Here is a 23005-nt window from a genome sequence, read left to right on the forward strand (position 1 = left end):
CGCTTTGAAAAACGACGTGCTCGCTATTGAATTCCGGATGAGTTCGGTTAGCAAGACGGCTTTGAAATCATACCTGCTTTTTCGCTATATCGGCGGCCAGCAGGTGGTTTGCAGCAATATGCCGGCTATTTGCCCGGCCGGAACAGCGGAATGACATTGATAAAGAAGCGGGTCGTCCTGCATTTCCCGGGCTTCGAGCCGCTCGACGGTCTTGCCCATAGGGCGCGGTACGAACGCTCCGCCAGACAGAGTGCGGCCGCCTGGGGCTACTCCGTCGAAACCGGCGCGCCGGAGGCGGGAAGCGATCCTCTCAGCTTCGAGGTCACGACGGGCAGCGCAGGAACGCGCGAAACGGCGTCTGCCGCGGAGACCGGTTCCGCCGGCTGGTGGACGATGAGCCGGATCCACATGGTTGATCACGACATGCTCGTGCGCAGGCTGCGTGGGCGCAACATGCTGAGCCGGATCATTGCAGGCTTTCGGAGCTGCGCCGAGATCATGCTTGAAGGTGGCATGCGGGGATATTTCAGGCATGCGTGGCGTTTCGGCCTGTTCTTCCTCTTTCCGTTCCTGCTGACGGCGCTGGCAATCGCGCTGACCGCCGAGATGGTTATCCTGCCCTTTTGTCTCGGCTTCTCCGCCTGGCACGTGCTCTGGAGCGGGCCACTGGCGCTCTGCTTCTTCATCTTCGCCTTCCTGCCTTTTTCCGAGCGCTTCCATACGCTGCACCTTTTTGCCGATTGGGAAATGGCAGTGGCGCTCGGCCGTATGGATCGGGCCGACTTCAACGACTGGCTGGAAGAGCGGGCGACTGCGGTGCGCAAGTCTCTCGCCGAGGAGGCGGACGAGTACGTGATCTCCTCGCACAGCATGGGATCGAGCGTCGCCGCCCATGTCATCGGCATATTGCTTGAAAGGGAGCCGGAGATTTTCAAGGGCAGGCGCGTCGTGTTTGCCACGCTCGGCAGCGCCATTCTGCAATGCGCCCTGCTGTCATCGGCAACATTGCTTCGCGCCCGCGTCGGCCTGATCGCCCGCTGCCCGGAGATCTCCTGGCTTGACGTTCAATGCCTGACGGATTCGATCAATTTCTACAAGGTGCCGGTCGTTGCCGTCGCAGGCCATGCGGACGCGCCTCCGGCGAAGATCCTTCTTATCCGCGTCAAGCAGATGCTGACGGGCGAGCACTACCGGAAGATCCGCAAGGACCAGCTGCGCGTCCACCGGCAATATGTGCTGGGGCCAGATCTCAAGGCACCCTTTGATTTCACGCTGATGACGTCAGGTCCGATGCCGGCGTCGGTCTTTGCATCTCCGGATCAGAACAAGCTGCCGACTTGAGGGCTGGGTTCCGTCGGCAGCGTAGACTGAGGGGGACGTGGTTGTGTTGAATTGCTCCGTGAAAGAGCTCGACCCATTTCCGCATGCCGCCATCATGGGAGATTCTCTTCACCGTCGCCGGCCATGTGAACGTCTCCCGCAGCAGTTTCGTCCAGACGCCGTACGAAGTCCGCAAAGAAGGCCGAGGCATAAATGGATCTTCGGTGCACGGCGATCGTCTGGGGAATTTCGGAGAACGCTCCCTCCACCAGTCGGAAGCCGGAAATCCGCTCCGACGTCCGAACGAGGAATTCGGTCAATCCCGCAGCCGCGTCGCATTGCGACCCGACAAGGAGATCGATGGCAGCTGCCGGGCTGTCAGTAAGCGAGACAGTGGCTTCTTCAAGGATACGTTCGAGCTGCTTCGTATAGGCGGCGCTTCTTGCGGAGGCTATCCGCACTCCTTCAGCATCAACGTCTCCGACCGTTCGAAACGCTGAGTCCTCCGGCACCAAATAGGTCGCTCTGACCGAGATGTAGGGAGGTGAAAAGGAAAACCGGTCGGCTCTCGAGGGATCCGAGGCAATGAAAGCAATGTCCCACTCGCCGCGATCCGCAGCCGCGAGGATGTCGGCGGCCGAACCGTACTGGATCAGCGACACTCCGCGATCCAGCTGTTCGGCAATTTGGTGGCCGATCCGAGCGCTTGGACCGACCAAGGCGCCGGCCTGATCGTCCCAATGGACCAATGCTGCATTCGACATGTTGACGGCGGCCCGGATTACGCCCGCGGGCGCTATCTCGGACAGAACCTTCTTCCGCGTCGACATCGGCGCGAACTCCCTAAGATGCAAACCGAGATGCGAGCGCTTCCGATCCTCTCGCAAGGAGGGCGACGTCTACGCCAACGGCGGTGAACAACGTCCCGAGCGAAATGCAACGGGCTGCGAACGACTCGTCCGGCGTGAGGATGCCTGCCGGCTTTCCAAGAATTTTCAGACGTCCGATCGCGTCCTCGATCGCCGCGATCACCTCGGGATGCCCCGGTTGGCCGGGATGGCCGAAGCTAGCCGCCAGGTCGGCGGGGCCGATGAAGATGCCGTCGACGCCTTCGGTCGCTGCGATGGCCTCCAGCCGACCGAGTGCCTCTCGGGTCTCGATCTGCAGAAGCAGGCAGATCTCCTGTTCGGCAATCCGCGCGTAGTTCGGCACGCGCCCGAAGCGGGTGGCGCGCGTCAAGGCGGAGACCCCGCGAACCCCGTGCGGCGGATACCGTATGGCGGCGACCGCCGCCTTCGCTTCCTCTTCGTTCTGCACATAGGGAACGAGGAGCGTCTGGACGCCGATATCCAGAAAGCGCTTGATCAGCACCGGATCGTTGAATGCCGGGCGTACGACCGGGGAAACGTCGTAAGGCGCGACCGCCTGCAATTGCGGCAGGACGGTGAGGACGTCGCTTGGAGAGTGCTCGGTATCGAACAGCACCCAATCGAAGCCTGACGGCGCGACGATTTCTGCCGCGTAGCTTCCGGGAAGGCCGCACCAGAGACCGATCTGGCTTTCACCGGCTCTCAGTTTCCGCTTGAAGTGATTGACGGGAAGTTCCATCGGCGCCTCACACGAACGAGACGCCGATGGAGCCGACCGGACCGTAGTCGGCCTGGATGACATCGCCCTTGACGATGTCCACGGGGCGGGTGAACGAGCCGGCAAGCACGATCTGGCCCTTCTTCAAGCCGCCTCCGACGGCATGGAGTTTGTTCACGAGCCAGGCGACACCCGCGGCCGGATGCCCCATTATAGCTGCGGAAACACCAGATTCCTCGATGATGCCGTTTTTCGAAAGCGTCGCGCCGACCCAGCGGATGTCGATATCCATCGGCCGGATGATGCGGCCGCCCACGACGATCGCTCCGAACGCGGCGTTGTCGGCGATCGTATCGGTGATCGCTCTGGGCACCTCGGTTCGGTAGTCGATGATCTCAAGCGCGGGAACGACAAATTCAGTCGCGCGCATGACATCATAGATCCGAGCGCTCGGTCCTTCGAGATCCTCTCCCATTACGAAGGCGAGCTCGACTTCCAAGCGAGGCTTGATAAACAGCTCCGCCCTGATCTGCGCGCCGTCGTTATAGAGGGCGTCGTCGAGAATGACGCCGTAGTCGGGCTCGGTCATTTTCGAGGCCATCTGCATCGCCCGAGATGTCAGCCCGATTTTATGACCCGCGATCCGCGCGCCCTTTGCAATCCGTGCCTGCGCCCAAAGCGCCTGGATCTTATATGCGTCTTCAAGTTCGAGATCCGGGTATGTCTTACTTGGCTGGACGATGGGTCTGCGGTCAGTTTCTGCCCTCAGCAGCGCGTCGGCTGCGGCCTGGCGTTCCTTTTCGGTGATCATTATTTAGCTCTGCTGGTTGCTTACTTGATCGGGGGACGCGGCAGGATGGCCTCGCCCGGCTCCATGACGTAGGTGTAGTCGAGCGAGAACCACGGGCCAGTGACGTCCGCGTTGGACGGGTGCGGCTCGTCATGACGGACAAAGTCGCCTGTCAAAGCCGCGGTGACGCCGAACTGCACATCGGAATCAATGTTCGGATCGCTCGGGTCGAAGACCTGGGAGATGAGAGTTTTGTATCCCTCTTTGAAGATCAGGGCGTGCAGATGCGCAGGTCGGTAAGGGTGGCGGCCTTGCACTTGGAGAAGCCGACCTACGACCCCGTCGACAGGGATGGGATAGCCCACCATCTTGACCGTTCTAAACCAGAACCGACCCTCGTCGTCCGTGGTGAACTTGCCGCGCAGGTTCATTTCCGCCTGATCAGGATCCTGGTTCTCGTAAAGGCCGACAGGAGAGGCGTGCCATACGTCGATTTCGGCGCCCGGGATGGGCTTGCCACCCCGATCAACCACCTTCGCGTGGACGAACAAGGGTGTTCCCGGCGTTTCCGACCGGATGATGGTTCCGCCGTTTTCGACCCGCGGAGAGTTGAGCCGCCAGAACGGCCCGAGTAGCGACTGTGAAGTCTCGGTTTGCCCGTTGTCGCCGTTGTTGAGCAGGCACACAAGCGAGGAGACGCCAAGCGATCCGGCCATGAGCACGAATTCGTTGTGGCTGTCGGTCTGCAGCCGGCCGATTTCGTTGAGGATGGCGGTCGCTTCGCGAAACTCGACTTCCGACAGCCTGACTTCCCGCACGAATGCGTGGAGATGCTTCACCATTGCGACGAGTATGTCCCGCAACCGTGGATCTTCGGTGCGGTTCATCACGGCGAGGACGGCCGGCGTCAACTCGCTTTCCGTTCTGATTGTCATAAGGCTACCTCCCAATGAGGTTCGACTATCAAAATAATCGATTATCTGTCAAGCTGTAACTGTACATTCCATCCTGACGGCTAATGTAAATACGCCTGAATATGGCAATAAACCTTTGAAATATCATGATTAAAATGGCGTTCTAAAGGCGCGGCCACGGACGCTCAATGCTTTTCGGTGCGTCCGGGTTTGACACGAATAATCGTTTATTGTACCGATAATCGAAACTTGCGCTGGATTGCTGGGAGGAAGAATGGACACGGCCGACGACAGCTCTCTTGGGCCGTTGACAGAAGATGTGCCGTCAATCGGCTTTCTCGACGATGGCAAGAACACCATCGGCAGCCAACTCGCATCGCGCCTTCGGGAGGCGATTATCTCCGGTGAGCTGGAAGCGGGAAGCAAGATCAATCTCGACAAGGCGCGGAAGACTTTCAACGTCAGCCTAAGCCCGTTGCGGGAGGGCTTAGCCCGGCTCATTTCAGACGGCCTGGTCGAGTTTCAGGACAACAGAGGCTATCGCGTCGCGCCAATCTCACTGGCTAATCTCGAAGAGGTCACGAGCCTGCGCGAGGAGCTCGAGGTTTTCGCGCTGCGTGAATCCATGCGTCTTGGCGACGTCGAATGGGAGGGCAACATCATGCGTGCGCTTCATCGTCTTAACCGCACGGAGCGCGACGCCGCGCGTCCCGAAACGCTAGAGCACTGGGAAGCGCTTCATCGCGAATTCCACCTCACCTTGATCTCTGGCTGTGGCAAACCTCTGCTATTTCACTTCTGCAGTCTTCTGCTGAATCTCAATGACCGATATCGCCGCGTTTTCCTGATCCGTACATCGGGAGACCGCAATGTAGGGCAGGAGCACAGCGAGATTGCCCAGGGAGCGGTCGCGCGTGATGTCGACTATGCCTGTGAGAAGCTCCGCCAGCACATCCATCGCACCGGCACCAATCTCCGCAACCATCTCGCGACGAAAGGGATCGCATGATGGCCGCCGCGACATCGAAATCGGCGCCCCTGATTGGCGTTGCGCATTTCTCATCGATATTGCTGCCTCCCGTGCAATTTGCGAAGGTCGCCGCCCGCGCAGGGTTCTCCAGGATCGGGCTCAGGCTGAATCCGGCGTTCCCTGGTGCGCCTTACTACGAGCTGCCTGTCGGTGGTTCGGCTGCAGGCGATCTGAAATCCGTGCTTGCCGGCGAAGGCGTCGAGGTTTTCGATATCGAATTCTTCGTAATCGACCCCTCATTCAAGGCCTCGTCGGTTGAGGCCACCATCGCTGCGGCCGCAAACATTGGAGCGCGCCGTCTCAGTGTCTGCGGCGACGATGCTGACCAAGCCAGATTGGTATCGAACTTCTCGGATTTCTGCGGCCTCGCGGGCCAGTACGGCTTAGCTGTCGACATCGAGAACATGGGTTGGCGGGTGATTAAAACCTTTCAGGACAGCGTCAATCTTGCGAAGGCGAGCGGTGCCCGCAATGCCGGTGTCCTCGTCGACGGAGTCCATTTCTTCAGGAATGGCGGCACACTCGCCTCGCTCCGAACCGAGATATGCTGGGTAAAGCACGTTCAGTTGTGCGATGTCGCTGGACCGGCGCCGGTGACAGCAGAGGAGATGGTCGCTGAAGCTAGAGGTGGGCGGCTCGCACCGGGGGAGGGCGAATTGCCGTTGAAGGAACTCGTCGCAACGGTCGCTAGCTCCGCGGCGATCTCGGTGGAAGTCCCACTCGCAGGGTCTGTCCCGCCTGAGACGCATTTGAAACATCTGTACGACAACGCCGAAGGATTATTCGGGCCGGATCGCTGATCCGGCGCCGGCGAGGCGTGAGCCGCGTCGGAGGGAGGAAGTCAACATATGGGTTATACGTTCGATTTTGGTGCGGTCTTCGACCGCGCCCCGGAATTGCTGTGGGGTTCGCTTGGAACGCTCGGTCTGGCGGTTGTCGGAATGATCCTTGCGCTCGCGATCGGTATTGTCGGCGTCGCTGCGAGAACGTCCAAGAACAAACTCGTTCGGGCTCCGGTGATTGCCTTTGTCGAGATTGTCCGAAACACACCGTTTCTGGTGCAGATATTCTTCATCTACTTCGCGCTTCCGCTCATGGGTATCCGTCTCAACCCCACCGCTACCGCCATCATCGCGCTGGGGATCAACGGGGGCGCCTATGCGATTGAGATCATACGAGGCGGCGTGGAAAGCGTGAGCAAGGGGCAGGTCGAGGCGGGCTTTGCGTTAGGCCTGCATAAAACCGATGTGTTCCGGCTGATCGTTCTGAAGCCGGCTCTCCGGGCGATCTATCCGTCCCTGACCAGCCAGTTCGTGATGCTGACCTTGACGACTTCGGTCTGCACTTCGATCGCCGCCTACGAGCTGACCTCGGCGGCGCAGCGAATCGAATCCGACACTTTCCGGAGTTTCGAGGTCTATTTCAGCGTGACCGCAATCTATCTGCTCATCTCGAGCCTGATGATGGGCATCTTCGCCCTTATCTCCCGTTCCTACTTCAACTACCCGACCCGATAGGAGGCGTTCATGGGTCCCATCGGTGAAAACGAGCTGTTCTTTCTCTTGCAGGGTCTGAAGTGGACTGTGCTGCTGGCCATCATCGGGTTTGTCGGAGGAGGTGTATTTGGAATCCTGATCGCTCTGGTGCGCACGTCGCAGAACCCTGTCGCACGCTACGCATCGTCGGGCTACATAGCGCTCTTCCAGGGCACGCCGCTCCTGATGCAGCTCTTCGTCGTCTACTACGGCGTCGCGCTATTGGGCGTCGACGTCAATGCATGGATCGCTGTGGCCATCGCGTTCACCCTCCATGCAAGCGCCTTCCTTGGCGAGATCTGGCGCGGCTCGATCGAGGCCGTTCCGAAGGGCCAGACCGAAGCCGCGAACGCACTGGGGCTGCATTACGTCTCCCGGATGAAGGACGTTGTCCTGCCGCAGGCGCTGAAGATTTCGATGCCTGCAACCATCGGATTTCTCGTTCAGCTGATCAAGGGCACATCGCTCGCAGCAATCGTCGGCTTTATCGAGCTTACCCGTGCCGGACAGATCATTTCAAACCAGACCTACCGTCCACTGCTCGTCTTTGGGATCGTCGGAATGGTCTACTTCATTATTTGTTGGCCTCTTTCCCACATCGGGAGCGGCCTCGAAAAACGGATGGCGAAAGCTGCCCGGTAACCTTGCTTCGCCCGAAGCAAGACCACAGAGGAGGAGAACGTAATGCATAGCAATCGCAGACAATTTCTTGGAATGGCCCTGGCTACGGCCGCCTTCGTCACGGTGGGCGCAGCTGCGGCTTCCGCGGCGACCGTCGAGGAGATAAAGGCCAAGGGCACGATCGTCGTCGGCATTCAGGGCGACAACGCGCCATGGGGCTTCGTCAACACGAGCGGCAAGCAGGACGGGTTCGATGCCGATGTCGCGACACTTTTCGCCAGGGAACTCGGAGTTAAAGTCCAGTTCCAACCGCTTGCCGTCGCCAACCGCATTCCGGCCCTGACCACCGGCAAGGTCGACATCCTGTTCGCCACGATGGCAATGACGGAAGAGCGCGCAAAATCGATCCAGTACAGCAAGCCATACGCGGCGAACACGATCTCGCTTTATGCGGCAAAGGCCGACACCGCGAAAACGCCTGCCGATGTTGCTGGGTGGGAAATCGGCGTGCCGAAGTCCAGCTCGCAGGACAAGGCCATTACCGACGCTGTGGGATCGACGGCGACCGTCCGCCGCTTCGACGACGACGCTTCAACCATTCAGGCGCTGGTCTCCGGACAGGTCAAGGCCGTCGGAGGCAACATGTTCTACGGACAGCGGCTGGATGCCGCCAGCCCAGGCACCTACGAGCGGAAGATCGACTTCCTGACGACTTACAATGGCGTCGGAACGCGACTGGGCGAGAAGGACTGGAACGAGGCCGTCAATGCCTTCCTCGACAAGATCAAGGCTAATGGCGAACTTGCAGCCATCACCAAGAAGTGGATGAAGATCGATCTGCCGACGTTCCCGGAATCCATTCCCAACATCCCGTTCACCGTCAAGTAAAGCATAAATGGAGGGCGCCGTGCTCAGTTCCGCTAACGACCAGCCGACATTGATATCGCTTGAAAAAGTGGAGAAGTGGTACGGCTCCTTCCATGCGCTGAAAAACATCAGCCTGTCGGTTCGCAAAGGCGAGAAGATCGTCCTCTGCGGGCCTTCGGGTTCCGGCAAGTCGACGTTGATCCGCTGCATCAACGCCCTCGAGCTAATTCAGGAGGGCAGGATCGTCGTCGAGGGGCAGTTGCTCGACGGCACCAGCAAGGCGGTTGATGCCATTCGGCGCGAAGTCGGGATGGTGTTCCAGAACTTCAATTTGTTCCCGCACATGACCGTTCTGCAGAACTGCGCGCTCGCGCCCATGAGGGTCCGCGGAACGAGCCGCGCTGACGCCGAGCGACTGGCGAGAAAATACCTCGAACGGGTTCGAATCCTTGATCAGGCGGAGAAGTATCCCGCGCAGCTCAGCGGAGGGCAGCAGCAGCGTGTCGCTATTGCCAGGGCCCTTTGCATGGAACCCAAGGCGATGCTGTTCGACGAACCGACATCTGCGCTCGATCCGGAAATGGTCAAGGAAGTGCTGGACACGATGATCGGACTGGCACGCGACGGCATGACCATGATCTGCGTCACCCATGAAATGGGCTTCGCCCGCCAGGTTGCAGACAGGGTCATCTTCATGGCTTCCGGCGAGATCGTAGAGGAGGCCGAGCCCGAGGTCTTCTTCAAGTCTCCGAAGCATGAGCGCACCAAGGCTTTCCTTGGCGAGATCCTCGCACATCACTGAGGTGATTGGGTTATTGAAATGAATAACAAAAAATTTCTCGTCGGTCTCATCGGGGCCGACATCCAAATGTCGAAGTCTCCCGCACTGCACGAAACCGAGGCGCGGCACCTGGGGCTGGATTACCATTACGAACTCTTCGATTTCGCCGAACGCGGTCTAACCGCTTCTGCGCTGCCTGAATTGCTCGCCGAACTTGAGGACCGCGGCTTCGCTGGAAGCAACATCACGCACCCGTGCAAGCAGACGGTCATCGCTCATCTCACAAGCCTATCCGAGGACGCCGAGATGCTCGGAGCAGTCAACACGGTCGTGCTTCGGGACGGAGAGCGGATCGGGCACAATACGGACTGGTATGGATTCTACAAGAATTTCGAGCGCGGTATGGCTGGTGTCGCCAAAACTCACGCCATCCTGCTCGGGGCAGGCGGCGCAGGGGTCGCCGTCGCGCATGCGGCAATCAAGCTCGGCATCGGGATGCTCTCGATCTTCGACCAGGACGCACATCGCGCCGCCACACTTGCCGATCAGCTCAACCGACGCTTTTCAAGAACCTGCGCCCAACCGATCAGAGACGTCGGTGCGGTGCTCGCTTCGGCCGACGGGCTGATTCACGCTACGCCGACGGGCATGCGAAGTCATCCGGGTCTCCCGATCGAACCGGAATGGCTTCACCCACGTCACTGGGTCGCCGATATCGTCTACATGCCACTTGTGACCGAACTTCTGGCTCTGGCAGAGAAGAAGGGGTGCAGGACCTTGCCGGGAGGCGGCATGACGGTGTTCCAGGCGGCGGCGGCCTTTGAACTGTTCACGGGTGTAAAACCGGATGCGGAGCGCATGTCGCGCCACTTCGAAGAATTGTGTAGAGCTACAGCCTGACCGGGAGGACACGCCTTGCCGCACATCATTATCGACTATAGCCAGGGTGCTGCCGAACGGGTGGCGATCGATGAATTGACCAGAGCGGTCCACCACCGGGTGCGAGACGGAGGCCTGGTGAAGCCCACTGCCGTGCGGACCTTCGCCAGGGAGGCGACCTTCTCCTGCGTCGGCGACGAGCATCCGGAAAATCACTTCATCCAGATAATCGTGCGCATGGCGCCTGGCCGGCCGGCAGAAACCAAGCGGGAATTGTTGAAGTCGGTCCTCGAAGCTGCGCGCGCTGTCGCAGCTCCCGCGCTGCAAGCAGGCCGGCTGGGGCTGCGGGCCGATCTTTACGAATCCGATCCGAATTTCGCATTCCAGGAAATAGCGTTCGCCTGAGCTTGGCAACGCCTTACACAAGGAAAATCGCAATGAGCCTGATCTACGTTCTTAATGGCCCAAACCTCAATTTGCTCGGCAAACGTCAGCCTCACATCTATGGTCACGAGACGCTGGCCGGTGTCGAGGCAGACTGCCGGAAACTGGCCTCGGAACTCGGCCACGAGATCCGTTTCCACCAGAGCAACCGTGAATACGAAATCATCGACTGGATCCACGAAGCGCGCGAAGACGGAGCCGGTATCGTCATCAATCCGGCCGCATTCACCCACACGTCGCTTGCGATACTCGATGCCTTGAACACGTTCGAAGGTCCAGTCATCGAAATCCATATCTCCAACATGTATAAGCGCGAAAGCTTCCGTCATCATTCCTTCGTTTCCCACCGCGCCGACGGCATCATCACCGGTCTTGGTACGGAGGGCTATCAGCTCGGAATCCGGCGCGTCGCGACGATGCTCACGGCAACGACGAAGGACTGACAAATGACTCCTCCGGTCAAACTGGCGGTCCTCGGCGCGGGGCTTATCGGGAAGCGCCACATCAAACACGTGCTGGACGAACCGATGGCGGAGCTTGTCGCTATCGTCGACCCGAGCCCGGTTGGAGAGGCGATCGCCAGCGAGGTCGGCGCCAAATGGTTTTCGACCTTCGCTGAGATGGTCGCCGCAGCGCGCCCTGACGGCGTCATCATTGCGACACCCAACCAGATCCACGTCAGAAACGGTTTTGAAGCCGTAGAAGCCGGCATCCCGGCATTGATCGAGAAGCCAATCGTCGACGATATTGCCGCTGGCGAGAGGCTCGTTGAGATGGCCGAGGCCAAAGGGGTTCCGCTGCTGACCGGGCATCATCGCCGACATAATCCGATGATGCAAAAAGCTAAACAGGTTATCGAAAGCGGAAAGCTCGGGCGAATACTGATCGTGAATGCCATGTTCTGGCTATTCAAACCGGAGGAATACTTCGACACTTCCTGGCGGCGCGAACGCGGCGCGGGACCAGTCTTTCTCAATCTGATCCACGACATCGACAACCTCCGCTATTTATTCGGGGATATCACGGCGGTCCAGGCGCTCGAATCCAACGCAGTTCGCGGAAACGCCGTTGAGGAGACCGCAGTGATCCTGATCGAGTTCAAAAACGGAATTCTCGGCACTGCTTCCGTTTCGGATTCGGTCGTCGCGCCATGGAGTTGGGAGATGACGACCGGCGAAAACCCCGCCTATCCTAAAACTGAGGAGGCCTGCTACATGATCGGCGGCACGCACGGGTCGCTGTCGGTGCCGTCACTCAACATGTGGAGCAATCCCGGCAGCAGGGGCTGGACGGAACCGTTCGAATGTCATCGCGCCAAAATCGAAAACCAGGATCCGCTGGTCCTGCAGATACGCCAGCTTTGCAGGGTCATTAGAGGGGAAGAAGCGCCGCTGGTCAGCGGACGTGAGGGACTAGAAACCTTAAAGGTTATCGACGCCGTGAAGCGATCCGCCGCAGCGGGCAAGCGAATCAGCCTGACCTAAATGGTTGCGTGCCAGCTCACGGCGGTCGGGAGCGTTACGCGCGGTGGCGGCATCCCTGGGACATCCCTCGAGTCAGGCCCGAGGACAGGAATGAGGGAGGTTGAAGTACGGCGCACAACGAGGCCGGACACCTTTGTCATCCAGAACCGCTTTGCAGAGAACTAAAGACCCGGCAGGAAGGAATCCTTCCATCCGGGTCTCTTTATTTCAAAGCTTCAACCGGCCGAAGCCGGTATGTCAATCCGGCGCGGATGTCTGCAGAGCGAGAGCGTGCAATAGGCCGCCCATGTTGCCCTTCAGCGCCTCGTAGACCATCTGGTGCTGCTGCACGCGGCTCTTGCCGCGGAAGGCTTCGGCGACGACTTCGGCGGCGTAGTGATCGCCGTCGCCCGCGAGATCGCGGATCGTCACCCTGGCACCGGGAATCCCAGCCTTGATCATGTCTTCGATATCGCCGGGTTTCATGGCCATGATGTTACTCCTTGCGCATCATTCCGCGGCAAGTTCGCCGCGGCCTTCCATGAAATCAGGGAACCACGATTCATGGGCATCGCGCAATTGCTGAATCGGCAGTGAAATAAGATCGCCGACATCAAGTGCATCTCCACCGACCGTGCCGAGGCGACGGAAGGGAACGCCGGCACCTTCCGCATTGACGCAGACGAAATCGGCAACATCGGCCGGCACAGCCAGCACGTAACGGGCCTGGTCTTCGCCGAAGAGCAGCGCATGCGCAGCACCCTTGCCTTCGCCCAGATCGATCTTCATGCCCTTGTTCGAGGCCATGGCCATTTCGGCGAGCGCGACGGCCAGGCCGCCCGAGGAAATGTCGTGGCAGGCGGTCGCCTGGCCGTTGCGGATGACGGAGCGGACGAAATCGCCGTTGCGGCGCTCGGCGAAGAGATCGACTTCCGGCGCCGGCCCTTCACGGCTGGAGAGCAGGTCCCTGAGATAGACGGACTGACCGAGATGGCTGCCGTCCACGCCGATCATGATCACCTTGTCGCCGTCATTGGCGCTGCCGATGCGGACCATCTTGCGCCAGTCCGGCAGCAGGCCGACGCCTGCAATCGTCGGGGTCGGCAGGATGGCGACGCCATTGGTCTCGTTGTAGAGCGAGACGTTGCCGGAGACGATCGGGAAATCGAGCGCCCGGCATGCTTCGCCGATGCCCTTCACCGCCTGAACGAACTGGCCCATGATCTCAGGCTTTTCGGGGTTGCCGAAGTTGAGATTGTCGGTGGCGGCAAGCGGCTCGGCGCCCGTCGCGGTGATGTTGCGCCAGCATTCGGCGACCGCCTGCTTGCCTCCCTCGAACGGATCGGCCTCGACATAACGCGGCGTCACGTCGGAGGAGAAGGCGAGCGCCTTGCTCTTGTGGCCATCGACGCGCACGACGCCGGCGTCGCCGCCGGGGAGCTGCAGCGAATTGCCCTGGATCAGCGTGTCATACTGTTCGTAAACCCAGCGGCGGCTCGACTGATTGGCGGAGCCGACGAGCTGGAGCAGCGCCTGGCCGTAATCCTTGGGGGCGGCGACGAGATTGGCGGGCAGGGGCGCAGGCTTGCCGGATTCGCGCCAGGGGCGATCATATTCCGGCGCCTGGTCGCCGAGATCCTTGATCGGCAGGTTGGCGACTTCTTCGCCCTGGTGCATGACGCGGAAGCGCAGGTCGTCGGTGGTCCTGCCGACGATGGCGAAATCGAGGCCCCATTTGACGAAGATCGCCTTGGCTTGCTCTTCCTTCTCCGGCTGCAGCACCATGAGCATGCGCTCCTGGCTTTCCGACAGCATCATCTCGTAGGCGGTCATCCGCTCTTCACGGACCGGCACCTTGTCGAGTTCCAGAAGAATACCCAGATCGCCCTTGGCGCCCATTTCGACGGCCGAGCAGGTGAGGCCGGCCGCACCCATATCCTGGATAGCGATGACGGCGCCGGTCTTCATCAGTTCGAGGCAGGCTTCGAGCAGGCATTTTTCGGTGAAGGGATCGCCGACCTGAACCGTCGGGCGCTTCTCCTCGATCGATTCGTCAAATTCAGCCGAGGCCATCGTCGCGCCGCCGACGCCGTCGCGGCCGGTCTTGGCGCCGAGATAGACGACCGGAAGGCCGACGCCCTTGGCTTCAGACAGGAAGATGGCATTCGATTTCGCGATGCCGGCGGCAAAGGCGTTGACCAAGATGTTGCCGTTATAACGCGCATCGAACTCGACTTCGCCGCCGACGGTGGGAACGCCGAAGGAATTACCGTAGCCGCCGACGCCGGAGACGACACCGGAGACGAGATGGCGGGTCTTGGGATGATCCGGCTCACCGAAGCGCAGCGCGTTCATCGCGGCGATCGGCCGCGCGCCCATGGTGAAGACGTCGCGAAGGATGCCGCCGACGCCGGTCGCAGCACCCTGATACGGTTCGATGTAGGAGGGGTGATTGTGGCTCTCCATCTTGAAAACCACGCAATCGCCGTCATCGATATCGACGACGCCGGCATTCTCGCCGGGCCCCTGGATGACGCGCGGCCCCTTGGTCGGCAGTGTCCGCAGCCATTTCTTCGAGGATTTGTAGGAGCAGTGCTCGTTCCACATGGCCGAGAAGATGCCGAGTTCGGTGAAGGTCGGCTCGCGGCCGATCAGATCCAGAATGCGCTGATACTCATCCGGCTTCAGGCCGTGGTTTGCAATGAGGTCCGGCGTGATCGGGATGGTGTTTGGAATGGTCATGAGCGGAAAGTCCCTGGCGCGTTTTGCGCTGTCTTTAGCTTATGTAGCGGCGACGCGCGACAGAAAAAAGCCCACCGTCAACAGAGGGCGGGCAGGCTTTTCTCGTAAAGGCGGCAATCGCTCAGAACTTGTAGCCGATCTGGATGCCGGCGCGCGTCATGCCGTCGTTCGGGCCGTCGCAGAGATTGGCATGAGAGGAGTGGGCGATCTGGGCCATCACGTTCCAATTGCGGGTGAAACGGTAACCGGCGCCGACATATTCGTGGAACAGAACGCGACAGCCGAGTTCCGGGCCGTCATCATTGTCGTCCAGCTCGCCGGTGTGGATGACGCCGCCGAATCCGGTTTCGGCAAAGAGCTTTTCGTTGAGATCGACCGTCCAGGTGAAGCCCGTGAAGAATTGCGTTGCTTCACCCGAGGTGCCGATGGAGGTCCCAAGATGGACGCGGGGATGCAGCAGCTGTTGTTGCCAGCCGACAGCCCCCTCATATCCGAAAGGATCGAAGAGAGCGGTAATCTCCGGAAAGACGCCATCTTCCCCGGCCCGACCCGATTGCACCGAGGCGGAAGCCCCGAAACGCAATTCATCGAATATCTGCTCGCTGGCATTGGCCGAACCCACCATCGAGGCGGCGGCTACGACTGCCACGGATGCCAGCCCCAAGAAGCGTAACGCGATCCTTCCGAACTCGACCCTCATCTGCCGTCCTTTGATTCGCACCAAGCGGGAATAACAAAGAGGTAGCACGGGGGGCGAGGCGGTAAAGCGCTCTCGTCAGGCGTGTGCGCTTTTTCGAAATTATGGCGTGCATTTGCAACAGATCATATTTCGCCGTCATAGGCGGAACCGCCATTTTCCAGCAGCCGGCGCAGGATCATCAGGCCTGCGGTCAATTCCTGGCCTGTTTTGGGTGAGGAGAAACCGATGCGAATGCGGTAGTAGGTTTTCTCGCCGCGGGCCGCCTTGAACTCGTCTTCGTCATCGACCAGCACGCCGTCGCGAAAGGCGGCATTCTTGAAGGTGCCGGACATCCAGGGCTCCGGCAATTTCAGCCAGAGGAAAGGCGCATGCGGATGCGACGCGAAGTCGAAACCCTGCAGATGTTCGCGGGCGAGATGGGCGCGCCGGGAGAGTTCCCCGATAACCTCCTTGCGGATGTCGTGCGCCCGGCCGCTTTCGACCAGGCGGGCACAGGTCTCTGCCAGGATGAAAGGCAAGCCGCCAGTGACCATCCTGTGCGTCACCTTGATGCGCTGGGCAAAATGCGGCGGGCAGGCGACCCAGCCGCCGCGCACACCGGCGGCGACTGATTTCGACAGGCCGTTGACCAGAAAGGTGCGGTCGGGCGCAAGGGAGGCGATGAGCGGCGTCTCATCGTCGGCCATGCCGCCGTAGAGGTCGTCCTCGATCAGCCAGACGCTGTGCTTTCGGGCGATTGCGGCAATTGCCGCGCGCCGCTCATGGGGCATGATCGTCACTGTCGGATTGTGGACAGTCGGCATCAGGAAGGCGATCTTCGGATGCTGCTGCTGGCAGAGCCGTTCGAAATCATCGGGAATGACGCCGAATTCGTCGGATGCGACCGTTACCGTGCGGCGGCCGAGAAGGCGGGCGCTGCGGCTGACCTGGGTGTAGGTCAGATTTTCGAAAACGATCTTGTCGCCCGGCGCCGAGACAGCGGCAATAACGGCGACCGCCGCGGCATGGGCGCCGAGCGTCGGCACGATGTTTTCGACTTCCGGCGTCCAGCCGCTGCGGGCAAGCCAGCGGCGGCCCGCCTCGAACCAGTTGCGCGGAAAACTTCGGGAATAGGAGGAAATCTCGGTGAGATGCTGTTCGCCGATCTCGGCGAGGATGGCTGAGATGATCTTGCCCTGGCCGAGGTCGGGGGCGGCTGTCGTATCGAAACGGATCTTGTCGGCAGGCGCGTCCTGAAAGCGAGTGCCGCCGAGCGAGACTGCCACTGGATCGGCTTGTTCACCGGGCGGCGTCTCGGCGCGGTTCAGCACATAGGTGCCGCGGCCAACCTCGCCGGCAACCAGGCCGCGCTCGTGCACCAGCGCATAGGCGCGGCCGATCGTGCCGATCGTCACGCCGATATCATAGGCAAGATTGCGCTGCGGCGGCAGTTTGCTGCCGGCGGGCAGGGCGCCGCTCGCAATGGCGGATTCGATGCTGTCGGCAAGCCGGAGATAGACCGGCCCGGAGCCGCGGGAAAGATCTGGAAGCCAATTTGTCATGGTGACAATTGCTATATTGTCACCATGTCCCTGTCAAGATTAAGAGTCAATTCCAAGGACGAACCGACAGGATTCCTGGAATGTCTGCATTGCCCGAAATCAATACGCCAATTGTGCCGATTGTCTCTTATGAGGACCGGCGCGTCATCCTTCCCAGTCCGCCTGCCGAGGCGACGACGCGTCTGGGATGGATCTGGGCTGCCATTCGTCTCTGGCATCAGAAGCGGGAGGGCCGCCGCGCGCTGAGGGAGCTTTCGGCGGCGGGACTCAAGGACATCGGGGTATCGCAGTCCGAAGCCGCACGCGAAATCGGCAAGTCATTTTTCTGGGACTGACGCTGCGGATGATCACAGCGATCAATTGCAGGCCCTGTTGCCGCCGGACCAGCGGTTGACGTCGGCGGCGATGCGGCCGGCGACAGGCTCCTGCATCATCGGACCAAAGGCCTGCAGATGGGCAGGGCTTCCCTCGGCCTGGACGACGAGCAGCGGCCGGCTTTCCGGGCTGCCCTTGTGGACGAGCAGGATACGCGGCCGACCGGAGAAGGAATTGAGTTCCGGAGCGAGCTTATAGGCGGCAAAGGCCGGATCGCCCGATTTGAACCAGCAGGCATTGGCGCCGAGCGCTACGCGCTCCATCGTCGGCAACGCCGCCCGGTTTGGACCTGCTGCCGGTGCCGGCGACTGGCAGGCCGCCACAATGGTTGCCAGAGCAGTCAACAAAGCGGTGTTTGCGACGGTGAGGCGAGGGCGCATTGATCTTGCTCCAGCGATCCGGATGAAAGTCTTCTGAGTTACATGCCGTTGCCCGCGGCGCGCCTACGGGCGGCATGGCTGAGGTGGGGTCAGGCGGCGACGACGTCGAGCGCCGAGGCGAAGAGGCCTCGGCCATCCGAACCGCCATGGGCGGTCTCGATCAGGTTTTCCGGATGCGGCATCATGCCGAGCACATTGCCCCTTTCGTTCATCACGCCGGCAATGTCGTTGATCGAACCGTTCGGATTGGTGCCCTCGGCATAACGGAACAGCACCTGACCATTGCCCTCGATCTTCGACAGCGTCGCTTCGTCGGCAAAATAATTGCCGTCGTGGTGGGCGACAGGGCAACGGATGACCTGCCCTTGCGCGTAGGCGCGGGTGAAATCCGTCTCGGCATTGACGACTTCGAGCTTGATCTCGCGGCAGACGAATTTCAGCGAGGCATTGCGCATCAGCGCGCCAGGCAGCAGGCCCGCTTCGACGAGGATCTGGAATCCGTTGCAGACGCCGAGGACCTTCACGCCCCTTGCAGCCTTGTCGATGATCGCCTGCATGACCGGCATGCGGGCGGCGATCGCGCCGCAGCGCAGATAATCGCCATAGGAGAAGCCGCCGGGGATGACGATCAGGTCAACGTCGGGGATTTCCGTCTCGGTCTGCCAGATCGTCACCGGTTGGTGACCCGAGATCTTGGTGAGAGCTGCGATCATGTCGCGATCGCGGTTGAGGCCCGGAAGTTGAACGACGGCTGATTTCATAGAGTCCCCGCATTTCGCGAAAGATATTGGACTGGAACGCTCTCGGCGAGCCATACTCCATTGTCCGCGACAAAGAAAGAATGGCCTTCTGAAAACATGGCGGCTGCGTCGACACGCAGAATGATATAGTCGCCCTTGCGGCGCACGGCGACTATTTTCGCCGTATCGATGTCAGCCGACAGATGGACGTGGTGCCGCTCCATCTTCTTCAGGCCTTCGCGCTTGATCGACGGCCAGTTCGTGAGTGACGTGCCGTGAAAGAGAACTGCCGGCGGTTCAACCGGGGTCAATCCCAGATCGACCTCGACACTGTGGCCCTGGTTGGCGCGAATCCTGTTATCGACAAGCGTGAAGCGTTTCTTCGGACTGTTGTCGATGATCTCGACGATATCGGCGCGGGAGATGCCGTATTTCGACGTCAGCACCCTTTCGAGATCATCGAACGATACCCAACCCTCGGCATCAAGCGTCAAGCCTGCGGCATCCGGCGCATGGCGCAAAACATAGCTCATGAATTTCGAGACTTCCGTCTCCAGCTTTGCCTTCAGCATGACGCTCAATCCATAAGACCCGCCGGTTGACGGGCAGGTCAGCAATGGTCAGTCGATTGCGATCGCGTAGTTCTCGATGACCGTGTTGGCGAGCAGTTTTTCGCACATCGCCTTGAGGTCTGCCTCGGCCATGGCCTTGTCGGCGCCTTCGAGCTCCAGGTCGAAGACCTTGCCCTGCCTTACATGGCCGACGCCCGAAAAGCCGAGGGCGCCGAGCGCGCCTTCGATGGCCTTGCCCTGCGGATCGAGAACGCCGTTTTTCAGCGTGACGGTGACACGAGCCTTGATCACTTTGTCTTTCCTGCCTTACTTGACCAGACGAATTTTTATTTAACCAAAACGGGGCCGGTGCCGCGCACAGGCTCATTTTCATTGATGATGCCGAGACGGCGAGCGACTTCGGAGTAGGCTTCGAGCAACCCGCCGAGGTCGCGGCGGAAGCGGTCTTTGTCCATCTTCTCGCGGGTTTCGATGTCCCAGAGCCGGCAGCTGTCCGGCGAGATCTCGTCGGCGAGGATGATGCGCATCAGATCGCCTTCGAAGAGGCGGCCGCATTCGATCTTGAAATCGACGAGCTGGATGCCGACGCCGAGGAAGAGGCCGGTCATGAAATCGTTGACGCGGATGGCGAGCGCCATGATGTCGTCGAGCTCGGCCGGATTGGCCCAGCCGAAGGCGGTGATGTGCTCTTCGGAGACCATCGGATCGTCGAGCGCGTCGGACTTGTAATAGAATTCGATGATCGAGCGGGGCAAAACGACGCCTTCCTCGATGCCGAGGCGTTTGGCGAGAGAACCGGCGGCGACATTGCGCACGACGATCTCCAGCGGGATCATCTCCACTTCCCTGATCAGCTGCTCGCGCATGTTGAGCCGGCGGATGAAATGGGTGGGAATGCCGATCTTGTTCAGATGGCTGAAGATATATTCGGAAATGCGGTTGTTCAGGACACCCTTGCCGTCGATGACTTCATGTTTCTTCTTGTTGAAGGCGGTGGCATCGTCCTTGAAGAACTGGATCAAAGTGCCCGGCTCCGGACCCTCATACAGAATCTTTGCCTTGCCCTCGTAGATACGGCGGCGACGGTTCATCTTGGTCATTCTCTGTTGTTGGCGCTCTTGGGATAGCGCGAGTGGATCGATCTCGTGGCGTCCCCTTAAAGGAAAAGAGAGTGTTTCACAATCCGCCTGTCGCTCCTTCCCCGGTTTCCGGATTTCGTGGCCCCGGCTGCCGGTTTTCATGGCCCTGTTTCCGGATTTTACGGAATAGCGCGAAGAGAATCGAATGAATTCGCTTTACGACTCTAGCCGCTTTTTCTCTACGGTGGAATGAAGGCGAAATGGCGGGCCGCTTATACAGGTTTTATTTGGCGGTTCTGCTTGGCGTCGCGCGGAGAAGATGCGTCTGCAAGCCGCGCGCGGCGGTCAGATGGCGCCAGCTTCCGGCGCGGATGAAGGAGGGGATCTGTATGGCCGGCATCGGCCGGGCGAGCGCATAGCCCTGCAGCGTGTCGCAGCCGAGTTGCTCCAGAATGCGCACATGATCCGCCGTTTCGACGCCCTCAGCGATGACGAGAATATTGAGCGAGCGGCCGATATCGATGATGGAGCCAACGAGTTTACGCTGCTCGGCAGATTGCGGCAGCATGCGGATCAGTTCGCGATCAATCTTCAGCGTGTTCGGGCTCAGGCGCAGAAGGCTGACGATCGAGGCGTGGCCGGTACCGAAGTCGTCGATATGGATGTCGATGCCGAGCTTGCGCAGCTTTTTCAAATTGGCGGCCACCGCCTCGTCGCAATCGTCGAGCGAGATCGATTCCAGCAGTTCGAAGGCGATGGCGCCGGGTTCGATTTTCAGGGCGCGGAGCTTCTTGCCGAGGTCGGGATCGGTCAGCCGGCGGGCGGAAACGTTGACCGATATTTTCGGGATCGACAGCCCATCCTTGATCCAGGCACGGCGGTCTGCCAGCGCGCGCTCCAGGATCAGGGCGTCGATCGTCGAAACGACGTCGAGATCCTCTGCGATATCGAGAAAGCGATCTGGGGTCAGCAGGCCGTGTACGGGGTGTTGCCACCGGGCGAGCGTCTCGACACCCGTGACATCGAGCGTGCGGGCGTCGAACTGCAATTGATAGAACGGCACGAATTCATTGCGCTCCAGGCCGATCAGGATTTCGTCGGCGAGTTGCTTGGCCGAGACGATATCGTTGCGGGCCGATGCCGAGTAGAATTCGAAGCGATTTCGGCCGAGCCCTTTGGCGCGATAGAGCGCGATGTCGGCGTCGAGCAGCGTCTGCTTGGCGTCGAGCTTGGTGCCGCCATTGAGCGCGATGCCGATGCTGGCGCCGAAACGGCAGTCATGCCCCTCGTATCTGACGGGCCGGCGCAATTCGCGGATCAGGCGTTCGGCCAGGCTGGCGATCTTCTTCGATGCAGCATCGACGGCGCAGAGGACGACAAATTCATCACCGCCGATACGCGCGACAAAATCGGCGGCGCGGACGGAATGTCTGAGCACATTTCCGGCGTGCTGCAGCATGGCGTCGCCCGCCCGATGGCCGAGGGTATCGTTGATCTGCTTGAAGCGATCGAGATCGATATGCAGAACCGCCAGAGCAAGACCGCTGGCCCGGCATTCCGCCGCGCGGTCGTCCAGCATCTTGTCGAGATAACGGCGGTTGGGCAGGCCGGTGAGATAATCGTGCAATGCCAGGTGCTCGATGTTTTCCTTGACGGCTTCGAGTTCGCGGTTGCGGGCTTCCGCCAGTTCCTTGGCGCGCTGCAGCTCGTTGCGAAGCGCGACCTCCTCGGTGACGTCCCAATTGGCGCCGATCAGCTTGCGTTGGCCGTTGCCGTCGACGAAGAAGGCCGAGCGGGCACGGATGATCCGTTCGACGCCGTCGCCGCGGATGATGCGGTATTCCTGCTGAAAGTCGCTGCCGCTTTCGACGCTGCGATCGGCGAGGCCGAGCACGCGCTCACGGTCGTCCGGATGCAGGCTTTTGGCCCAGGCGTCGGCGCCGATCTTGCGCGCCGCACCCTGCAAGCCGTAGATGGCAATCAGGCGATCGTCCCATTCGACGACGTCATTTTCGATATCGGCCTCGAAGACGCCGATGCGGGAAACTTCCAGCGCCAGGTCGAGCCGGCGCGACAGACGCGACAGCGTCTCCTCGGCTTCCTTGCGGGCGGTGATATCTGTATCCGTTCCGACGATGCGCGTCGGGACCCCGTTCTCATCCCATTCGACGCAGGCGCCACGGCAATCGATCCAGACCCAATGGCCGTCCCTGTGGCGTTCACGATATTGGAAGATCTGATAGGCCGGATCGCCGGCATTCTGCCGCTCGATCGCATGAGCAACGAAGTCGCGGTCGTCGGGATGGACGAGTTGCAACCAGGCCTCATAGTCGCCGGCGACGTCCTCGTCCGGCGCCATTCCGCGGATGGTTTTCCACGTCGGCGAATAATATTTCCGGTCGAGACGGTAATTGTGATCCCATACGCCGAGGCCGGAACCAACAAGCGCATGGTTCCAGCGGCTCTCGCGCTCAGCCAGATCGGAATCGTCGGTTGACCCGTTGCCGACGCCGGCCTCAGCCGCTGCGAGATCGCCATGCGGTTCATCGGCCTCCGGGCGGGCTTTCTTCACGGGCATTCTCGCTGATTTCATCTCGGCGCAGTCTGCGGGCTTTCTATTAAGAAAGGCTTAGAAAGCGGTCGCT

Annotated in this window: 26 protein-coding genes; 12 read left to right on the plus strand and 14 right to left on the minus strand. The window is 60.5% G+C overall.

From position 1 onward, the window contains the following. The first annotated feature begins 150 nt into the window (after positions 1 to 150). A complete protein-coding gene (locus tag J7U39_RS07335) occupies positions 151 to 1341 on the plus strand; it encodes a hypothetical protein (RefSeq protein ID WP_210631142.1) in 1191 nt (396 codons plus the stop codon). Between the two features lie 92 nt (positions 1342 to 1433). Here the strand turns inward: J7U39_RS07335 and J7U39_RS07340 are convergent, their stop codons facing one another. The 4 genes from J7U39_RS07340 to J7U39_RS07355 are packed head-to-tail and all read right to left on the minus strand — an operon-like array spanning position 1434 to position 4632. Further along, on the minus strand, positions 1434 to 2150 hold the full coding sequence (locus J7U39_RS07340; protein ID WP_210631143.1) for a transporter substrate-binding domain-containing protein: 717 nt from the start codon (positions 2148 to 2150) through the stop codon (positions 1434 to 1436). A 13-nt stretch (positions 2151 to 2163) separates the two neighbouring features. Further along, positions 2164 to 2928 (minus strand): 4-hydroxy-2-oxoheptanedioate aldolase, encoded by a 765-nt coding sequence (gene hpaI, locus J7U39_RS07345; RefSeq protein WP_210631144.1) that lies wholly within the window; start codon positions 2926 to 2928, stop codon positions 2164 to 2166. A 7-nt stretch (positions 2929 to 2935) separates the two neighbouring features. Then, the gene (gene hpaH / locus J7U39_RS07350) at positions 2936 to 3718 is read right to left on the minus strand and encodes a 2-oxo-hept-4-ene-1,7-dioate hydratase (protein WP_210631145.1); all 783 of its coding nucleotides are present in this window, start codon (positions 3716 to 3718) and stop codon (positions 2936 to 2938) included. Between the two features lie 20 nt (positions 3719 to 3738). After that, on the minus strand, positions 3739 to 4632 hold the full coding sequence (locus J7U39_RS07355) for a dioxygenase (protein ID WP_210631146.1): 894 nt from the start codon (positions 4630 to 4632) through the stop codon (positions 3739 to 3741). A gap of 253 nt (positions 4633 to 4885) precedes the next feature. Between J7U39_RS07355 and J7U39_RS07360 the strand changes: the two genes are divergently transcribed. From J7U39_RS07360 to J7U39_RS07405, 10 genes are read left to right on the plus strand one after another with little or no spacing between them, the layout of a single operon-like run. After that, positions 4886 to 5620 (plus strand): GntR family transcriptional regulator, encoded by a 735-nt coding sequence (locus tag J7U39_RS07360; RefSeq protein WP_210631147.1) that lies wholly within the window; start codon positions 4886 to 4888, stop codon positions 5618 to 5620. Beyond that, a complete protein-coding gene (locus J7U39_RS07365) occupies positions 5620 to 6441 on the plus strand; it encodes a sugar phosphate isomerase/epimerase (protein WP_210631148.1) in 822 nt (273 codons plus the stop codon). Before J7U39_RS07360 ends, J7U39_RS07365 begins: the two co-directional genes overlap by 1 nt. 48 nt (positions 6442 to 6489) lie before the next feature. Continuing rightward, positions 6490 to 7158, plus strand: a complete 669-nt coding sequence (locus tag J7U39_RS07370) for an amino acid ABC transporter permease (RefSeq protein WP_210631149.1) — start codon at positions 6490 to 6492, stop codon at positions 7156 to 7158. 9 nt (positions 7159 to 7167) lie between these two features. Next, positions 7168 to 7818, plus strand: a complete 651-nt coding sequence (locus J7U39_RS07375; protein WP_210631150.1) for an amino acid ABC transporter permease — start codon at positions 7168 to 7170, stop codon at positions 7816 to 7818. Between the two features lie 42 nt (positions 7819 to 7860). Then, complete coding sequence (locus J7U39_RS07380; protein ID WP_210631151.1) at positions 7861 to 8685, plus strand: transporter substrate-binding domain-containing protein; 825 nt, start codon at positions 7861 to 7863, stop codon at positions 8683 to 8685. A gap of 7 nt (positions 8686 to 8692) precedes the next feature. Continuing rightward, positions 8693 to 9466 carry an amino acid ABC transporter ATP-binding protein gene (locus J7U39_RS07385; protein WP_282615049.1) on the plus strand — a complete coding sequence of 258 codons (774 nt, stop codon included), beginning with the start codon at positions 8693 to 8695 and terminating at the stop codon, positions 9464 to 9466. A gap of 18 nt (positions 9467 to 9484) precedes the next feature. Further along, positions 9485 to 10345 carry a shikimate dehydrogenase gene (locus J7U39_RS07390; RefSeq protein ID WP_210631152.1) on the plus strand — a complete coding sequence of 287 codons (861 nt, stop codon included), beginning with the start codon at positions 9485 to 9487 and terminating at the stop codon, positions 10343 to 10345. 15 nt (positions 10346 to 10360) lie between these two features. After that, complete coding sequence (locus J7U39_RS07395; RefSeq protein ID WP_210631153.1) at positions 10361 to 10729, plus strand: 5-carboxymethyl-2-hydroxymuconate Delta-isomerase; 369 nt, start codon at positions 10361 to 10363, stop codon at positions 10727 to 10729. Between the two features lie 32 nt (positions 10730 to 10761). Further along, a complete protein-coding gene (aroQ, locus tag J7U39_RS07400; RefSeq protein ID WP_210631154.1) occupies positions 10762 to 11211 on the plus strand; it encodes a type II 3-dehydroquinate dehydratase in 450 nt (149 codons plus the stop codon). A 3-nt stretch (positions 11212 to 11214) separates the two neighbouring features. After that, positions 11215 to 12252, plus strand: coding sequence for a Gfo/Idh/MocA family oxidoreductase (locus J7U39_RS07405; protein WP_210631155.1), 1038 nt, complete (start codon positions 11215 to 11217; stop codon positions 12250 to 12252). A gap of 237 nt (positions 12253 to 12489) precedes the next feature. Here J7U39_RS07405 and J7U39_RS07410 read toward each other — a convergent pair whose 3' ends face one another. The 4 genes from J7U39_RS07410 to J7U39_RS07425 all read right to left on the minus strand — a co-directional run bounded on the left by J7U39_RS07410 (position 12490) and on the right by J7U39_RS07425 (position 17214). Continuing rightward, complete coding sequence (locus tag J7U39_RS07410) at positions 12490 to 12723, minus strand: BolA family transcriptional regulator (RefSeq protein ID WP_210631156.1); 234 nt, start codon at positions 12721 to 12723, stop codon at positions 12490 to 12492. Between the two features lie 18 nt (positions 12724 to 12741). After that, positions 12742 to 14973 carry a phosphoribosylformylglycinamidine synthase subunit PurL gene (gene purL, locus J7U39_RS07415; RefSeq protein WP_210631157.1) on the minus strand — a complete coding sequence of 744 codons (2232 nt, stop codon included), beginning with the start codon at positions 14971 to 14973 and terminating at the stop codon, positions 12742 to 12744. A gap of 121 nt (positions 14974 to 15094) precedes the next feature. Beyond that, the gene (locus J7U39_RS07420; RefSeq protein ID WP_210631158.1) at positions 15095 to 15673 is read right to left on the minus strand and encodes an acyloxyacyl hydrolase; all 579 of its coding nucleotides are present in this window, start codon (positions 15671 to 15673) and stop codon (positions 15095 to 15097) included. A 122-nt stretch (positions 15674 to 15795) separates the two neighbouring features. Then, positions 15796 to 17214 carry a PLP-dependent aminotransferase family protein gene (locus J7U39_RS07425; protein WP_210631159.1) on the minus strand — a complete coding sequence of 473 codons (1419 nt, stop codon included), beginning with the start codon at positions 17212 to 17214 and terminating at the stop codon, positions 15796 to 15798. Between the two features lie 80 nt (positions 17215 to 17294). On the opposite strand from J7U39_RS07425, the gene J7U39_RS07430 reads away from it, so the two are divergent. After that, positions 17295 to 17549 (plus strand): DUF1127 domain-containing protein, encoded by a 255-nt coding sequence (locus J7U39_RS07430; RefSeq protein WP_210631160.1) that lies wholly within the window; start codon positions 17295 to 17297, stop codon positions 17547 to 17549. Between the two features lie 21 nt (positions 17550 to 17570). Here J7U39_RS07430 and J7U39_RS07435 read toward each other — a convergent pair whose 3' ends face one another. The 6 genes from J7U39_RS07435 to J7U39_RS07460 all read right to left on the minus strand — a co-directional run bounded on the left by J7U39_RS07435 (position 17571) and on the right by J7U39_RS07460 (position 22938). Beyond that, positions 17571 to 17969, minus strand: a complete 399-nt coding sequence (locus J7U39_RS07435) for a hypothetical protein (protein WP_210631161.1) — start codon at positions 17967 to 17969, stop codon at positions 17571 to 17573. An 89-nt stretch (positions 17970 to 18058) separates the two neighbouring features. Further along, entirely contained in the window at positions 18059 to 18730 is a 672-nt protein-coding gene (purQ, locus tag J7U39_RS07440) for a phosphoribosylformylglycinamidine synthase subunit PurQ (protein ID WP_210631162.1), read from the minus strand. Next, the gene (locus tag J7U39_RS07445; RefSeq protein WP_210631163.1) at positions 18727 to 19281 is read right to left on the minus strand and encodes an RNA 2'-phosphotransferase; all 555 of its coding nucleotides are present in this window, start codon (positions 19279 to 19281) and stop codon (positions 18727 to 18729) included. The genes purQ and J7U39_RS07445 overlap by 4 nt, the downstream gene beginning before the upstream one ends. Before the next feature lie 48 nt (positions 19282 to 19329). Continuing rightward, complete coding sequence (gene purS / locus J7U39_RS07450; RefSeq protein WP_011425539.1) at positions 19330 to 19572, minus strand: phosphoribosylformylglycinamidine synthase subunit PurS; 243 nt, start codon at positions 19570 to 19572, stop codon at positions 19330 to 19332. Positions 19573 to 19607: 35 nt separating this feature from the next. Beyond that, positions 19608 to 20372 carry a phosphoribosylaminoimidazolesuccinocarboxamide synthase gene (gene purC / locus J7U39_RS07455; RefSeq protein WP_085780082.1) on the minus strand — a complete coding sequence of 255 codons (765 nt, stop codon included), beginning with the start codon at positions 20370 to 20372 and terminating at the stop codon, positions 19608 to 19610. A 271-nt stretch (positions 20373 to 20643) separates the two neighbouring features. Beyond that, on the minus strand, positions 20644 to 22938 hold the full coding sequence (locus tag J7U39_RS07460; protein WP_210631164.1) for an EAL domain-containing protein: 2295 nt from the start codon (positions 22936 to 22938) through the stop codon (positions 20644 to 20646). Positions 22939 to 23005 lie beyond the last annotated feature (67 nt).

This window comes from Rhizobium sp. NLR16a (genome assembly GCF_017948245.1).
Taxonomy (GTDB): domain Bacteria; phylum Pseudomonadota; class Alphaproteobacteria; order Rhizobiales; family Rhizobiaceae; genus Rhizobium.

Coding starts and splice junctions, on each gene's coding strand:
- J7U39_RS07335 (WP_210631142.1), top strand. CDS start 151: ATGACATTGATAAAGAAGCGGGTCGTCCTGCATTTCCCGGGCTTCGAG.
- J7U39_RS07340 (WP_210631143.1), bottom strand. CDS start 2,150: ATGTCGACGCGGAAGAAGGTTCTGTCCGAGATAGCGCCCGCGGGCGTA.
- hpaI (WP_210631144.1), bottom strand. CDS start 2,928: ATGGAACTTCCCGTCAATCACTTCAAGCGGAAACTGAGAGCCGGTGAA.
- hpaH (WP_210631145.1), bottom strand. CDS start 3,718: ATGATCACCGAAAAGGAACGCCAGGCCGCAGCCGACGCGCTGCTGAGG.
- J7U39_RS07355 (WP_210631146.1), bottom strand. CDS start 4,632: ATGACAATCAGAACGGAAAGCGAGTTGACGCCGGCCGTCCTCGCCGTG.
- J7U39_RS07360 (WP_210631147.1), top strand. CDS start 4,886: ATGGACACGGCCGACGACAGCTCTCTTGGGCCGTTGACAGAAGATGTG.
- J7U39_RS07365 (WP_210631148.1), top strand. CDS start 5,620: ATGGCCGCCGCGACATCGAAATCGGCGCCCCTGATTGGCGTTGCGCAT.
- J7U39_RS07370 (WP_210631149.1), top strand. CDS start 6,490: ATGGGTTATACGTTCGATTTTGGTGCGGTCTTCGACCGCGCCCCGGAA.
- J7U39_RS07375 (WP_210631150.1), top strand. CDS start 7,168: ATGGGTCCCATCGGTGAAAACGAGCTGTTCTTTCTCTTGCAGGGTCTG.
- J7U39_RS07380 (WP_210631151.1), top strand. CDS start 7,861: ATGCATAGCAATCGCAGACAATTTCTTGGAATGGCCCTGGCTACGGCC.
- J7U39_RS07385 (WP_282615049.1), top strand. CDS start 8,693: ATGGAGGGCGCCGTGCTCAGTTCCGCTAACGACCAGCCGACATTGATA.
- J7U39_RS07390 (WP_210631152.1), top strand. CDS start 9,485: ATGAATAACAAAAAATTTCTCGTCGGTCTCATCGGGGCCGACATCCAA.
- aroQ (WP_210631154.1), top strand. CDS start 10,762: ATGAGCCTGATCTACGTTCTTAATGGCCCAAACCTCAATTTGCTCGGC.
- J7U39_RS07405 (WP_210631155.1), top strand. CDS start 11,215: ATGACTCCTCCGGTCAAACTGGCGGTCCTCGGCGCGGGGCTTATCGGG.
- J7U39_RS07410 (WP_210631156.1), bottom strand. CDS start 12,723: ATGGCCATGAAACCCGGCGATATCGAAGACATGATCAAGGCTGGGATT.
- purL (WP_210631157.1), bottom strand. CDS start 14,973: ATGACCATTCCAAACACCATCCCGATCACGCCGGACCTCATTGCAAAC.
- J7U39_RS07420 (WP_210631158.1), bottom strand. CDS start 15,673: ATGAGGGTCGAGTTCGGAAGGATCGCGTTACGCTTCTTGGGGCTGGCA.
- J7U39_RS07425 (WP_210631159.1), bottom strand. CDS start 17,214: ATGACAAATTGGCTTCCAGATCTTTCCCGCGGCTCCGGGCCGGTCTAT.
- J7U39_RS07430 (WP_210631160.1), top strand. CDS start 17,295: ATGTCTGCATTGCCCGAAATCAATACGCCAATTGTGCCGATTGTCTCT.
- J7U39_RS07435 (WP_210631161.1), bottom strand. CDS start 17,969: ATGCGCCCTCGCCTCACCGTCGCAAACACCGCTTTGTTGACTGCTCTG.
- purQ (WP_210631162.1), bottom strand. CDS start 18,730: ATGAAATCAGCCGTCGTTCAACTTCCGGGCCTCAACCGCGATCGCGAC.
- J7U39_RS07445 (WP_210631163.1), bottom strand. CDS start 19,281: ATGCTGAAGGCAAAGCTGGAGACGGAAGTCTCGAAATTCATGAGCTAT.
- purC (WP_085780082.1), bottom strand. CDS start 20,372: ATGAACCGTCGCCGCCGTATCTACGAGGGCAAGGCAAAGATTCTGTAT.
- J7U39_RS07460 (WP_210631164.1), bottom strand. CDS start 22,938: ATGCCCGTGAAGAAAGCCCGCCCGGAGGCCGATGAACCGCATGGCGAT.